The sequence below is a fragment of the Pseudomonas sp. P20 genome (assembly GCF_016463925.1).
Lineage (GTDB): Bacteria > Pseudomonadota > Gammaproteobacteria > Pseudomonadales > Pseudomonadaceae > Pseudomonas > Pseudomonas aeruginosa.
Genome location: NZ_JAEMVM010000013.1, coordinates 228053 through 242105, shown reverse-complemented (window position 1 = coordinate 242105; position 14053 = coordinate 228053). Strand labels below are relative to the sequence as shown.

Genomic DNA, 14053 nt, shown 5'->3' with positions numbered 1-14053 from the left:
GGAGGCTACAAAATGCTGAATATCTTCTGCCCCCACTGCGGCGAACTGCGTTCCGAAGAGGAATTCCACGCCAAGGGTCAGGCCCACATCCCGCGCCCGCTCGACCCGAACGCCTGCAGCGACGAGGAATGGGGCGACTACATGTTCTTCCGCGACAACCCACGCGGCCTCCATCACGAGCTGTGGGTGCACGCCGCCGGCTGCCGCAAGTACTTCAACGTCACCCGCCATACGGTGACCTACGAGATCCTCGAGACCTACCTGATCGGCGAGCAGCCCAGCGTCGTCGCCGACGGTGAGAAGAAACCCGCCGTACAAGGGGAACCGGCATGAGCCAGATCAATCGCCTGTCCAGCGGCGGCCGCATCGACCGCAACCGCCCGCTGACCTTCAGCTTCAACGGCCAGCACTACCAGGGCTATGCCGGCGACACCCTGGCCGCCGCGCTGCTGGCCAACGGCGTCGACATCGTCGGCCGCAGCTTCAAGTACTCGCGGGCGCGCGGCATCGTCGCCGCCGGCGCCGAGGAGCCCAACGCGATCCTGCAGATCGGCTCCCGCGAAGCCACCCAAATCCCCAACGTACGCGCCACCCAGCAGGCCCTCTACGGCGGCCTGGTGGCCACCAGTACCAACGGCTGGCCGAACGTGCAGAACGACTTGATGGGAATCTTCGGCAAGGTCGGCGGCAAGCTGATGCCGCCCGGTTTCTACTACAAGACCTTCATGTACCCGCAGTCGATGTGGATGACCTACGAGAAGTACATCCGCAAGGCCGCCGGCCTGGGCCGCGCGCCGACCGAGGTCGATCCGGACAGCTACGACTGGATGAACCACCACTGCGACGTGCTGGTGGTCGGCGGCGGCCCGGCCGGCCTGGCCGCCGCCCTCGCCGCCGCTCGCAGCGGCGCGCGGGTGATTCTCGCCGACGAGCAGGAAGAGTTCGGCGGCAGCCTGCTGGACACCCGCGAGACCCTCGACGGCAAGCCCGCCGCCGAGTGGGTCGCGGACGCCGTGGCCGAGCTGCAAGGCCTGCCGGAAGTCATCCTGCTACCGCGCTCCACGGTCAACGGCTACCACGACCACAACTTCCTCACCATCCACGAGCGGCGCACCGACCACCTCGGCGAGGTCGCCCCGCTCGGCCAGGTCCGCCAGCGCGTGCACCGCGTACGCGCCAAGCGCGTGGTACTGGCCGCCGGCGCCCATGAGCGGCCGCTGGTCTACGGCAACAACGACCTGCCCGGCAACATGCTCGCCGGCGCGGTTTCCACCTATGTACGGCGCTACGGCGTGGCACCGGGCAAGAAACTGGTGCTGGCCACCAACAACGACTACGCCTACCGCGTCGCCCTCGACTGGCAGGAAGCCGGCCTGCAAGTGGTGGCCATCGCCGACGCCCGGGCCAATCCGCGCGGCGAGTGGGTCGAGGAAGCACGCCAACGCGGTATGCGGGTGATCACTGGCAGTTCGGTGATCGAGGCTCGCGGCGGCAAGCGGGTCAGCGGCGCCAAGGTCGCCCGGATCGACCTGCAGGCCATGCGCGCCAGCGGCGGCGAATGGCTGGACTGCGACCTGATCGCCAGCTCCGGCGGCTACAGCCCGGTCGTGCACCTGGCCTCGCACCTGGGCGGCAAGCCGGAATGGCGCGAGGAAATCCTCGCCTTCGTCCCCGGCGACGGCCTGCAGAAACGCATCTGCGCCGGCGCCGTGAACGGCGTGTTCGGGCTCGCCGAGGTGCTCGCCGACGGCTACCAGGCCGGGAGCCGCGCCGCCCTCGACGCCGGCTACAAGACCGCCGCCGGCAGCCTGCCGAAGGTCCAGCCGCGCCGCGAGGAAGCACCCGTCGCGCTGTTCCAGGTGCCCCACGAAAAGCCCACGGCGCGCGCGCCGAAGCAGTTCGTCGATCCGCAGAACGACGTCACCGCCGCCGCCATCGAACTGGCCTGCCGCGAGGGCTTCGAGTCCATCGAGCACGTCAAGCGCTACACCGCGCTGGGCTTCGGCACCGACCAGGGCAAGCTGGGCAACATCAACGGCCTGGCGATCGCCGCGCGGGCCCAGGGCAAGAGCATCGCCGACACCGGCACCACCATGTTCCGTCCGAACTACACCCCGGTGACCTTCGGCGCCGTCGCCGGCCGCCACTGCGGGCACCTGTTCGAACCGGTGCGCTTCACCGCCCTGCACGCCTGGCACGTGAAGAACGGCGCCGAGTTCGAAGACGTCGGCCAGTGGAAGCGGCCGTGGTACTTCCCGCGCCGCGGCGAGGACATGCACGCCGCCGTGGCCCGCGAATGCCGCGCGGTGCGCGAGGCGGTCGGCCTGCTCGACGCCTCGACCCTGGGCAAGATCGACATCCAGGGCCCGGACGCGCGGGAGTTCCTCAACCGGGTCTACACCAACGCCTGGACCAAGCTCGACGTCGGCAAGGCGCGCTACGGCCTGATGTGCAAGGAAGACGGGATGGTCTTCGACGACGGCGTGACCGCCTGCCTGGCCGACAACCACTTCGTCATGACCACCACCACCGGCGGCGCCGCCCGCGTACTGGAGTGGCTGGAGCTGTACCACCAGACCGAATGGCCGGAGCTGAAGGTGTACTTCACCTCGGTCACCGACCACTACGCGACCCTCACCCTGTCCGGCCCGAACAGCCGCAAGCTGCTCGCCGAAGTCACCGACATCGACCTGGACAAGGATGCCTTCCCCTTCATGACCTGGAAGGAAGGCAAGGTCGCCGGGGTGCCGGCGCGGGTGTTCCGCATCTCCTTCACCGGCGAGCTGAGCTACGAGGTGAACGTCCAGGCCGACTACGCCATGGGCGTGCTCGAAGCGCTCGCCGAGCACGGCGCGAAGTACGGCCTGACGCCCTACGGCACCGAGACCATGCACGTCCTGCGCGCCGAGAAGGGCTTCATCATCGTCGGCCAGGACACCGATGCCTCGGTCACCCCGGACGATCTCAACATGGGCTGGGCGGTGGGCCGCAGCAAGCCGTTCTCCTGGATCGGCTGGCGCGGCATGAACCGCGCCGACTGCCTGCGCGAGGATCGCAAGCAACTGGTCGGACTCAGGCCGAGCAACCCGCAGGAGGTACTGCCCGAAGGCGCGCAACTGGTGTTCGACACCCAGCAGGCGATCCCGATGAAGATGGTCGGCCACGTCACCTCCAGCTACATGAGCGCCAGCCTCGGCCACGGCTTCGCCCTGGCGGTGGTGAAAGGCGGCCTCAAGCGCATGGGCCAGAAGGTCTACGCGCCGCTGGCGGACGGCCGCTTCATCGAGGCGGAGATCTGCTCCTCGGTGTTCTACGACCCCAAAGGGGAGCGGCAGAACGTGGATTGACCGGAGAGGGATGCGCTCCTCTCCCCGGCCCTCTTCCCGAAGGGAGAAGGCAGACAGGCTACCAGGGCGCTCGGCGCCCCAAGGTGAAAACGAATGAGCAAGGCAAACGTCTACCAGCAACGCCCCGAACCCGGCGTCCACGCCGAATCGCCGCTGCACCATGCCGAGCTGCACAAGCTCGCCGGCAAGACCGCCGCGAAGGCCGGTATCGTCCTGCGCGAGAAGAAGCTGCTCGGCCACCTGGTGCTGCGCGGCGATGCCGCCGACCCGGCCTTCGCCGCCGCCGTGCACCAGGCCCTCGGCCTGGAACTGCCGGTGGCCCTGACCCTGGTCGCCAGCGGCGAGACCTCGCTGCAATGGCTGGCCCCGGACGAATGGTTGCTGATCGTCCCCGGCGGCGAGGAATACGCCGTCGAACAGCGCCTGCGCCAGGCCCTGGGCGAGGAGCTGCACTACGCGGTGGTCAACGTCAGCGGCGGGCAGACGCTGCTCGAACTGAGCGGAGCGAACGTCCGCGAACTGCTGATGAAATCCACCAGCTACGACGTGCATCCGAGCAACTTCCCGGTGGGCAAGGCGGTCGGCAGCATCTTCGCCAAGTCGCAATGCGTGATCCGCCATACCGGCGAGGACACCTGGGAGCTGGTCGTGCGCCGCAGCTTCGCCGACTACTTCTGGCTCTGGTTGCAGGACGCCAGCGCCGAATACGGCCTGCAGGTAGCGGCATGAGCAGCCTTCCCCTCTCCCCGAGAGGGGATACCGGACCCGGAGCCTCGCGATGAGCCGTACCCCCGACACCTGGATCCTCACCGCCGACAGTCCCAGCCTGCTGGGCACCGTCGACGTGGTGACGCGCTACCTCTTCGAGCAGCGCTGCTACGTCACCGAGCACCACTCGTTCGACGACCGCCTGGCGCAACGCTTCTTCATCCGCGTGGAGTTCCGCGCCGGCGACGGCTTCGACGAAGCCTCCTTCCGCGCCGGACTGGCCGAACGGGTGGCACCGTTCGGCATGCGTACCGAGCTGACCGCGCCGGGCTACCGCAGCCAGGTGGCGATCATGGTTTCCAAGGCCGACCACTGCCTGAACGACCTGCTCTACCGCCAGCGCATCGGCCAGTTGCCGATGGACGTGGTGGCGGTGATTTCCAATCACCCGGACCTGGAGCCGCTGGCGCGCTGGCACGGCATTCCCTACCACCACTTCCCGCTCGACCCGAACGACAAGCCGGCCCAGGAAGCCAGGGTCTGGCAGGTGCTCGAAGAGAGTGGCGCCGAGCTGGTGATCCTCGCTCGCTACATGCAGGTGCTGTCGCCGGAACTGTGCCGGCGCCTGGACGGCTGGGCGATCAACATCCATCACTCCCTGCTGCCCGGCTTCAAGGGCGCCAAGCCGTACCACCAGGCCTACCAGAAGGGCGTGAAGCTGGTCGGCGCCACCGCCCACTACATCAACAACGACCTCGACGAAGGGCCGATCATCGCCCAGGGCGTCGAGACGGTCGACCACGCCCACTACCCCGAGGACCTAATCGCCAAGGGCCGCGACATCGAGTGCCTGACCCTGGCACGGGCGGTGGGCTACCACATCGAGCGGAGGGTATTCCTCAACGCCAATCGGACCGTGGTGCTGTAAGCGCGCCCTCTCTTCCCAACCCTCGCTGAAGGAAGAGGGCCAGGGAGAGGGGCGCTTCCCACGGCCTCGCGTCCCGAGCAACACCGACAGCCCGCCGGCTGCCAGCATTCTCCGGCCCTGTCGCGCAACAGACGACTTTCCAGTGCAAAGCCACGCGGCCGTGGACGCCGCGCATTTGTACCCACAACGACAAAGAGGAAACGCGTATGTCTGGCAATCGTGGTGTGGTCTATCTCGGCCCGGGCAAGGTCGAGGTGCAGAACATTCCCTATCCGAAGATGCAGGACCCGCAGGGCCGGCAGATCGACCACGGGGTGATCCTGCGGGTGGTCTCCACCAACATCTGCGGCTCCGACCAGCACATGGTGCGCGGCCGCACCACCGCGCCGGAAGGCCTGGTGCTGGGCCACGAGATCACCGGCGAGGTGGTGGAGATCGGGCGTGGCGTGGAAACCATGAAGATCGGCGACCTGGTCTCGGTACCGTTCAACGTCGCCTGCGGCCACTGCCGTACCTGCAAGGAACAGCACACCGGCGTCTGCCTGACGGTCAATCCGGCGCGGGCCGGCGGCGCCTACGGCTACGTCGACATGGGCGGCTGGGTCGGCGGCCAGGCCGAATACGTGCTGGTGCCCTACGCCGACTTCAACCTGCTGAAACTGCCCAACCGCGAAGCGGCGATGGAGAAGATCCGCGACCTGACCTGCCTTTCGGACATCCTCCCCACCGGCTACCACGGCGCGGTCACCGCCGGCGTCGGCCCGGGCAGCACGGTCTACATCGCCGGCGCCGGTCCGGTCGGCCTGGCCGCGGCGGCCTCGGCACGCCTGCTCGGCGCGGCGGTGGTGATCGTCGGCGACGTCAACCCGACCCGCCTGGCCCACGCCAAGAAACAGGGCTTCGAGATCGCCGACCTGTCCAAGGACACCCCGCTGCACGAACAGATCGCCGCTCTGCTGGGCGAGCCGGAGGTCGACTGCGCGGTCGATGCGGTCGGTTTCGAGGCGCGCGGCCACGGCCATTCGGGCTCGCAGCAGGAAGCCCCGGCCACCGTGCTCAACTCGCTGATGGGCATCACCCGGGTCGCCGGCAAGATCGGCATTCCCGGCCTGTACGTCACCGAAGACCCGGGCGCGGTGGACGCGGCCGCCAAGCACGGCGCCCTGAGCATCCGCTTCGGCCTGGGCTGGGCCAAGTCGCACAGCTTCCATACCGGCCAGACCCCGGTGATGAAGTACAACCGCCAGCTGATGCAGGCGATCATGTGGGACCGGATCAAGATCGCCGACATCGTCGGGGTGGAAGTCATCACCCTCGACGATGCGCCGAAAGGCTATGGCGAGTTCGACGCCGGGGTGCCGAAGAAATTCGTCATCGACCCACACAACCTGTTCCGCGCGGCCTGAACCTCCGGCAACAACCGACGCGGCCCACGGGCCGCGTCGTCGTTGGCGCTATCCGGGGGAACTGCCGGCGATAAAATGGATCGGTGATACTGCTGCCATCCATTCGCCTCCCGGAGACCGCCATGAACACCGATAGCCCGATCAACCGCGTCGAACAGGTACAGGTCGACGACCTGGCCTGCTGGCGCATCCACACCGCCCATGGCGAGGCGCTGATCGCCCAGCAGGGCGCGCAACTGCTCAGCTACCAGCCCCACGAACAGCCGCCGCTGGTCTGGCTCAGCGACGAGGCCGGCTACCGGCGCGGGCAGTCGGTACGCGGCGGGGTGCCGGTGTGCTGGCCGTGGTTCGGTCCGCTGGAGCGCAACCCGCAGGAAGTCCGCGGCCAGGTGGAAGATGGCCTGAAGGCGCCCGCCCACGGGCTGGTCCGGGCAGTCGACTGGGAAATCGACGACATCGCCGAGGAGGACGGCGACCTCTGCGTCAGCTTCCGCCTCGACGCCCCCGATGGCCTCCCCGGCTGGCCGCACCCGGCGGCGCTGCGCATGCTGTTCCGCTTCGGCGAGCGCCTGACCCTGCGACTCACCAGCGAGAACCTCGGCAGCAAGCCGCTGGTGCTCAGCCAGGCACTGCACACCTACTTCGCGGTCAGCGACAGCCGCGAGATCGCCATCGAGGGCCTGGAAGGCGCGCGCTACATCGAGACCCTGGAGAACTGGGAAGAACGCACTCAGCACGGCGCGGTACGGGTCAAGGGCGAACTGGACCGCATCTACCTCGGTCTCGAACGCGACCTGCTGATCAAGGACCCGCGCTGGGAACGCAGCATCCACCTGCACGCCCTCGACTCGCGCTCGGCGGTGGTCTGGAACCCCTGGGTGGACAAGTCCCGGCGTCTCTCGCAGTTCGCCGACGACGCCTGGCAGCAGATGCTCTGCATCGAGACCGGGCGGGTCTGGGACGACCTCATGGTGGTCGCCCCCGGGCGCAGCGAAAGCTTTGGCGTGCAGATCTGGAGCGAGCCGCTGAAACGACCCTGAGCGGGTCGGCGAGCGGACGGGGCGGCTCGCATCGTCCGCCATGGACCGTTGCGCAGGTGCCGGCCCTACAGGTCCGCTTCCTCCACCACCTTCACCCGCGCCTTGTCGATGGCGTAGGCGGCATCGGCCAGGTCATTGCTCACCTGCTCGATCTTCAACGTGCCGCTGACCCACAGCGGGGTGTAGATATCGGTCAGCTTCAGCCCCTGTGGATAATGCACCAGGACGATCTGGTTCGGCGGCGGCGGCGGCACGTGGATGCAGGCGCCCGGATAGGGCACCAGGAAGAATTCGGTGACGCGGCCCTTGGCGTCGTTCTCCAGCGGCACCGGGTAGCCGCCGAGGCGGATCGCCTTGCCATCCAGGCTGGCGACGGTCTTGGCCGAATACATCACCGCCGGCATCTTCCGGTCCGACTGCTTCAGGCCCCCCTTGCTGGTGAAGGTGCCGGCGGCCTCCGGGGTGTCGTGGATGATGTCGGGCATTTCTTCCAGCGCCTTGCGGTCAGCCGGCGGCATCAGTTCCAGCCAGTCGGTCTCGGGCAGTTCGGCGTGGGCCAGGGGTGAGGACAACAGGGCGAGCAGCAACAGGCGGGCGAACGGGAAGCGGCGCATGATGGCGGGAATACCGGCGAAGTGAGGAAACGCCGGCCCCCGCGGGGGCCGGCCAGAGCCATCAATTCTTCTTGATCAGGCCGTAAATGACCAGCAGTACGACGGCGCCGACCACCGCGCCGATGAAACCGGCCGCCTGGCCAGCCTGGTAGAAGCCGATCGCCTGGCCGCCGTAGGTGGCCAGCAGCGAACCGCCGATGCCGAGCAGGATGGTCATGATCCAGCCCATGCTGTCGTCACCTGGCTTCAGAAAGCGTGCAACGAGACCAACGATCAGTCCGACGATGATGGTTCCGATTAATCCCATGACAGTCCCTCCTTACGGGTGTATGCGCATGTATTGCGCCTGCCATGGGACAGTGTAGAAAAGCCTTGGGTTCAGTGCCGCCCGCCAACCCAAGGATGGGCGGACGGCAATCGCTCACGCCTCGATCAGCGCCTCGACCTCGGCGATGCGCGCCTGCAGCGTCGCCCGGTCGGCACAGCGCAGGGTGGCGTGGCCAACCTTGCGGCCGTTCTTGAAGGCCTTGCCGTAGTGATGCAGGTGGCAATCGGCGACGGCGACCACCTGATCCACCGGGGGCACCGCGCCGATGAAATTGAGCATCGCGCTCTCGCCGACCTTGGCGGTCGAGCCCAGCGGCAGGCCGGCAACGGCGCGCAGGTGGTTCTCGAACTGGCTGCACTCGGCGCCTTCGATGGTCCAGTGCCCGGAGTTGTGCACGCGCGGGGCGATCTCGTTGGCCTTCAGGCCGCCGTCCACCTCGAAGAACTCGAAGGCCAGCACGCCGACGTAGTCGAGCCGGGCCAGCACGCGGCCGACGTAGTCCTCGGCCAGCGCCTGCAATGGATGCGCGCTGCTGGCCACGGAGAGCTTGAGGATGCCGCTGTCGTGGGTGTTGTGCACCAGCGGGTAGAAACGCGTCTCGCCATCGCGAGCGCGCACCGCCACCAGCGAGACTTCCCCGGTGAACGGCACGAAGCCCTCGAGGATGCACGGCACGCTGCCCAGTTCGGCGAACGCGCCCTGCACGTCGGCCGGCTGGCGCAGGACCTTCTGGCCCTTGCCGTCGTAGCCCAGGGTGCGGGTCTTGAGCACCGCCGGCAGGCCGATGGCGGCTGCGGCGGCATCGAGGTCGGCCTGGGACTGGACGTCGGCGAAGTCCGGAGTGGGAATGCCGAGGTCCTTGAACATCGACTTCTCGAACCAGCGGTCGCGGGCGATGCGCAGCGACTCGGCGTTCGGGTAGACCGGCACGAACTGGGAGAGGAAGGCCACGGTTTCCGCCGGCACGCTCTCGAACTCGAAGGTCACCAGGTCGACCTCGTCGGCCAGTTGCCGCAGGTGCTCCTGGTCGCCGTAGTCGGCGCGGATGTGCTCGCCCAGGGAGGCCGCGCAGGCGTCCGGCGCCGGGTCGAGGAAAGCGAAGTTCATGCCCAGCGGGGTTCCCGCCAGGGCCAGCATGCGGCCCAGCTGGCCGCCACCGATGACACCGATTTTCATGGTTCGAGCCTTACCTTCTCAGAGCCTGTCTCACGCATCGCGCGGGTCGGGATTGTCCAGCACGGTTTCGGTCTGGTTGGCGCGGAACTGCTTCAGCGCCTCGTGGTACTGCGGGTGCTTGGCGCCGAGGATGCTCGCCGAGAGCAGCGCCGCGTTGACCGCGCCGGCCTTGCCGATGGCCAGGGTGGCGACCGGTACGCCGGCGGGCATCTGCACGATGGAGAGCAGCGAGTCGACACCCGACAGCATCGACGACTGTACAGGCACGCCGAGTACCGGCAGGTGGGTCTTGGCCGCGCACATGCCCGGCAGGTGGGCGGCGCCGCCAGCGCCGGCGATGATCACTTCGAGGCCGCGGCCTTCGGCTTCCTCGGCGTACTGGAAGAGCAGGTCCGGGGTGCGGTGGGCGGAAACCACCTTCACTTCGTAGGGGATGCCCAGCTTGTCCAGCATGTCCGCGGTGTGACTGAGGGTGCTCCAGTCCGATTTGGAACCCATGATCACGCCAACCAGTGCGCTCATCGTCGTGCCTCTCTCAAATGCGCCGTCCGGCGCGTCAGAAACCAACAAGCCACGCTTCGTCGAGGGGCGTGGCTTGTACTGGGCCGAGCCGGCGGGCAGTGCCGGTTCGAAGGCGGCGCAGTATACCGCAAAGGCAGGCCGGGCGCGCGCCGGGGGCTACCGTCCGTCCCGTTTTTTCGCGCCATGGCGGGAAACTTGCCGCAACTCAATGCGCGCCTGCCACGAGCGGCCAGACTGGTTGTCGCGGCGCGCTCCGAGGGAGCGGCGGCCGCGCCGGTTCCGCAGCCTGTCGCGGTGCCCGTCAAAGGCGCCGCGACAGGCGCTCAGCCCCGTCCAAGGAGATGACCATGACCCTGCCACAGACCATGAAAGCCGCGGTCGTGCACGCCTACGGCGCGCCGCTGCGGATCGAGGAAGTCAAGGTTCCGCTGCCCGGCCCCGGGCAGGTACTGGTGAAGATCGAAGCCTCCGGCGTCTGCCACACCGACCTGCACGCCGCCGAGGGCGACTGGCCGGTGAAGCCGCCGTTGCCGTTCATTCCCGGTCACGAAGGCGTCGGCTACGTCGCCGCGGTGGGCAGCGGAGTGACCCGGGTGAAGGAAGGCGACCGGGTCGGCATCCCCTGGCTGTACACCGCCTGCGGCTGCTGCGAGCACTGCCTGACCGGCTGGGAGACCCTCTGCGAGAGCCAGCAGAACACCGGCTACTCGGTGAACGGCGGCTATGCCGAATACGTATTGGCCGACCCGAACTACGTCGGAATTCTGCCGAAAAACGTCGAATTCGCTGAAATCGCGCCGATCCTCTGCGCCGGCGTCACCGTCTACAAGGGGCTCAAGCAGACCAACGCGCGCCCCGGCCAGTGGGTGGCGATCTCCGGCATCGGTGGCCTCGGCCACGTCGCCGTGCAGTACGCCAGGGCCATGGGCCTGCACGTCGCCGCCATCGACATCGACGACGCCAAGCTGGAACTGGCGCGCAAGCTCGGTGCCAGCCTGACGGTCAACGCCCGGCAGGAAGACCCGGTGGAGGTGCTCCAGCGCGACATCGGCGGCGCCCACGGGGTGCTGGTCACCGCGGTATCCAACAGCGCCTTCGGCCAGGCCATCGGCATGGCGCGCCGCGGCGGCACCATCGCCCTGGTCGGCCTGCCGCCGGGTGACTTCCCGACGCCGATCTTCGACGTGGTGCTCAAGGGCCTGCACATCGCCGGCTCAATCGTCGGCACCCGCGCGGACCTTCAGGAAGCCCTCGACTTTGCCGGCGAAGGCCTGGTCAAGGCGACCATCCATCCGGGCAAGCTGGACGACATCAACCAGATCCTCGACCAGATGCGCGCCGGGCAGATCGAGGGGCGCATCGTCCTCGAGATGTGACCTGCGGGGCGGCGTCCCGGCGCCGCCCTTGCCTGTCTACTCGACGCTGCCCAGCCCGCCTTCCAGCTTGCGCCAGAGCAGGCGGATCGCCGCCTTGCGTACCAGCGCGCAGCGGTACAGGCGGATTTCCTGCGGCACGAACCATTGCGGCCCGCCACAGATCGCCAGCTCACCGCGCTCCAGTTCGTTGACCACGCTCAGCCGTGGCACCCAGGCCACGCCCATGCCTTGCAGCGCCATGCTCTTCAGGCTGTCGGCCATCGCCGTCTCGTAGACCGTGGTGTAGCGCAGGTTGCGCTGGCGCAGCAGCAGGTTGACCCCGCGGCCGAGGAAGGCGCTGGCGCTGTAGGCGAGCAGCGGCACGCTCTGGCCGTTCTCCAGGTCGAACAGCGGCTGGCCCTCGGCGTTCACCGCGCAAACCGGCAGCATCTCGGTGCGCCCCAGGTGCAGCGAGGGGAAGATCTCCGGGTCCATCTGCAACGCGGCGTCAGGGTCGTAGAACGCCAGCATCAGGTCGCAGCTACCCTCGCGCAGGGAATGCACCGCCTCGCCGACGTTGGTGGCGATCAGCCGGCTAGCGATGTTCAGCCCCTCGTTGCGCAGCCGCGCGATCCACTGCGGGAAGAAGCCCAGCGCCAGCGAGTGGGCGGCGGCGAACTGCAGCACCTCGCCCTGCCCGCCTTCCAGGTGGTGCAGGTGGCGCACCACCTGGCCGAGCTGCTCGACCACGCTGCGCGCGGTGACCAGGAACAGCTGCCCGGCCTCGGTCAGTTCCACCGGCGTGCGCTGGCGATTCACCAGGGTCAGGCCGAGGGCGTCCTCCAGGCTGCGAATGCGCCGGCTGAAGGCCGGCTGGGTGACGAAGCGTTTCTCCGCCGCCTGGGAAAAGCTGCGGGTGCCGGCCAGGGCGATGAAATCCTCCAGCCACTTCAGTTCGAGGTTCACGACGGGAAAGGCTCCGGTAATGCGATGACACGTCCGCCATCATACCAGCGTCACATCCAACATTATGCCGTTTGTGCATGAGGCAGCGTTTAACAGCATTGGCCACGAAATCGTCACATCCTTAGTCTAGTGGGCATCGCGGCACTGGCCGTGTCCCTCTGAGACAAATCCCGTCATGTCCCCCGTTGCATCTTCCCGTATCGAGAAAGACCTGCTCGGCACCCTCGAAGTGCCCGCTGACGCCTACTACGGCATCCAGACCCTGCGCGCCGTGAACAACTTCCGCCTCTCCGGGGTGCCGCTGTCGCACTACCCGAAGCTGGTCGTTGCCCTGGCCATGGTCAAGCAGGCCGCCGCCGACGCCAACCGTCAGCTCGGCCATCTCCCGGAAGACAAGCACGCCGCCATCAGCGAGGCCTGCGCCCGCCTGATCCGCGGCGATTTCCACGAGCAGTTCGTGGTGGACATGATCCAGGGCGGCGCCGGCACCTCCACCAACATGAACGCGAACGAAGTGATCGCGAACATCGCGCTGGAAGCCATGGGCCACACCAAGGGTGAGTACAAGTACCTGCACCCGAACAACGATGTGAACATGGCGCAGTCGACCAACGACGCCTACCCGACCGCCATCCGCCTGGGCCTGCTGCTCGGCCACGACACCCTGCTGGCCAGCCTCGACAGCCTGATCCAGGCCTTCGCCGCCAAGGGCGTCGAATTCGCCGGCGTACTGAAGATGGGCCGCACCCAGTTGCAGGACGCCGTGCCGATGACCCTCGGCCAGGAATTCCACGCTTTCGCCACCACCCTCGGCGAAGACCTCGACCGCCTGCGTCGCCTGGCGCCGGAGCTGCTCACCGAAGTGAACCTCGGTGGCACCGCCATCGGCACCGGCATCAACGCCGACCCCGGCTACCAGAAGCTCGCCGTCGAGCGCCTGGCCGCCATCAGCGGGCAGCCGCTGAAGCCGGCCGCCGACCTGATCGAAGCCACCTCCGACATGGGCGCCTTCGTGCTGTTCTCCGGCATGCTCAAGCGCACCGCGGTCAAGCTGTCGAAGATCTGCAACGACCTGCGCCTGCTCTCCAGCGGCCCGCGCACCGGCATCAACGAGATCAACCTGCCGCCGCGCCAGCCGGGCAGTTCGATCATGCCGGGCAAGGTCAACCCGGTGATCCCGGAAGCGGTCAACCAGGTCGCCTTCGAAGTGATCGGCAACGACCTCGCCCTGACCCTGGCGGCCGAAGGCGGCCAGTTGCAACTGAACGTGATGGAGCCGCTGATCGCCTACAAGATCTTCGACTCGATCCGCCTGCTGCAACGCGCCATGGACATGCTCCGCGAACACTGCATCACCGGCATCACCGCCAACGTCGAGCGCTGCCACGAACTGGTCGAGCACAGCATCGGCCTGGTCACCGCGCTGAACCCGTACATCGGCTACGAGAACTCCACGCGGATCGCCAAGACCGCCCTGGAGAGCGGCCGCGGCGTCCTGGAACTGGTACGCGAGGAAAAGCTGCTGGACGAAGCCACCCTGGCCGACATCCTGCTGCCGGAAAACATGATCGCGCCGCGCCTGATTCCGCTGCGCGCCTGATCCGATACGAGATCGAGCGCGCCCAGGTCCGGCTGTCGACGCAGCCGGGCCGCAGCGCAGCCG

13 protein-coding genes are annotated in these 14053 nt (G+C 67.8%); 8 read left to right on the top strand and 5 right to left on the bottom strand.

The genetic code is table 11. The annotated features are described in order from the left end of the window. The first annotated feature begins 12 nt into the window (after window positions 1–12). From JHD77_RS18850 to JHD77_RS18825, 6 genes are all read left to right on the top strand, one after another. Window positions 13–333 (top strand): sarcosine oxidase subunit delta, encoded by a 321-nt coding sequence (locus JHD77_RS18850; protein WP_003096781.1) that lies wholly within the window; start codon window positions 13–15, stop codon window positions 331–333. Then, window positions 330–3347, top strand: a complete 3018-nt coding sequence (locus JHD77_RS18845) for a sarcosine oxidase subunit alpha (RefSeq protein WP_023082145.1) — start codon at window positions 330–332, stop codon at window positions 3345–3347. The genes JHD77_RS18850 and JHD77_RS18845 overlap by 4 nt, the downstream gene beginning before the upstream one ends. 93 nt (window positions 3348–3440) lie before the next feature. Beyond that, on the top strand, window positions 3441–4076 hold the full coding sequence (soxG, locus tag JHD77_RS18840; RefSeq protein WP_003096784.1) for a sarcosine oxidase subunit gamma: 636 nt from the start codon (window positions 3441–3443) through the stop codon (window positions 4074–4076). A gap of 49 nt (window positions 4077–4125) precedes the next feature. Next, window positions 4126–4983, top strand: coding sequence for a formyltetrahydrofolate deformylase (locus JHD77_RS18835; protein WP_003096786.1), 858 nt, complete (start codon window positions 4126–4128; stop codon window positions 4981–4983). A gap of 206 nt (window positions 4984–5189) precedes the next feature. Then, window positions 5190–6389, top strand: a complete 1200-nt coding sequence (gene fdhA, locus JHD77_RS18830; RefSeq protein WP_003096788.1) for a formaldehyde dehydrogenase, glutathione-independent — start codon at window positions 5190–5192, stop codon at window positions 6387–6389. A gap of 83 nt (window positions 6390–6472) precedes the next feature. Next, window positions 6473–7429 (top strand): D-hexose-6-phosphate mutarotase, encoded by a 957-nt coding sequence (locus JHD77_RS18825; RefSeq protein ID WP_003122353.1) that lies wholly within the window; start codon window positions 6473–6475, stop codon window positions 7427–7429. A 65-nt stretch (window positions 7430–7494) separates the two neighbouring features. On the opposite strand, the gene JHD77_RS18820 is transcribed toward JHD77_RS18825, so the two are convergent. The 4 genes from JHD77_RS18820 to purE all read right to left on the bottom strand — a co-directional run bounded on the left by JHD77_RS18820 (window position 7495) and on the right by purE (window position 10069). After that, window positions 7495–8043 carry a DUF3299 domain-containing protein gene (locus tag JHD77_RS18820; RefSeq protein WP_003106310.1) on the bottom strand — a complete coding sequence of 183 codons (549 nt, stop codon included), beginning with the start codon at window positions 8041–8043 and terminating at the stop codon, window positions 7495–7497. Between the two features lie 61 nt (window positions 8044–8104). Next, window positions 8105–8350, bottom strand: a complete 246-nt coding sequence (locus JHD77_RS18815) for a GlsB/YeaQ/YmgE family stress response membrane protein (RefSeq protein ID WP_003096795.1) — start codon at window positions 8348–8350, stop codon at window positions 8105–8107. A 114-nt stretch (window positions 8351–8464) separates the two neighbouring features. Further along, on the bottom strand, window positions 8465–9547 hold the full coding sequence (locus tag JHD77_RS18810) for a 5-(carboxyamino)imidazole ribonucleotide synthase (RefSeq protein ID WP_021263192.1): 1083 nt from the start codon (window positions 9545–9547) through the stop codon (window positions 8465–8467). A gap of 30 nt (window positions 9548–9577) precedes the next feature. Then, window positions 9578–10069: a 5-(carboxyamino)imidazole ribonucleotide mutase gene (purE, locus tag JHD77_RS18805; RefSeq protein WP_003106314.1), complete on the bottom strand. Its 492-nt coding sequence runs from the start codon at window positions 10067–10069 to the stop codon at window positions 9578–9580. A 347-nt stretch (window positions 10070–10416) separates the two neighbouring features. Between purE and adhP the strand changes: the two genes are divergently transcribed. Then, complete coding sequence (adhP, locus tag JHD77_RS18800; protein WP_003096816.1) at window positions 10417–11445, top strand: alcohol dehydrogenase AdhP; 1029 nt, start codon at window positions 10417–10419, stop codon at window positions 11443–11445. Window positions 11446–11481: 36 nt separating this feature from the next. On the opposite strand, the gene JHD77_RS18795 is transcribed toward adhP, so the two are convergent. Next, window positions 11482–12390: a LysR substrate-binding domain-containing protein gene (locus JHD77_RS18795; RefSeq protein ID WP_003096819.1), complete on the bottom strand. Its 909-nt coding sequence runs from the start codon at window positions 12388–12390 to the stop codon at window positions 11482–11484. Between the two features lie 175 nt (window positions 12391–12565). Between JHD77_RS18795 and aspA the strand changes: the two genes are divergently transcribed. Next, window positions 12566–13990, top strand: a complete 1425-nt coding sequence (gene aspA / locus JHD77_RS18790; RefSeq protein WP_003096822.1) for an aspartate ammonia-lyase — start codon at window positions 12566–12568, stop codon at window positions 13988–13990. The last annotated feature ends 63 nt before the right edge of the window (window positions 13991–14053 follow it).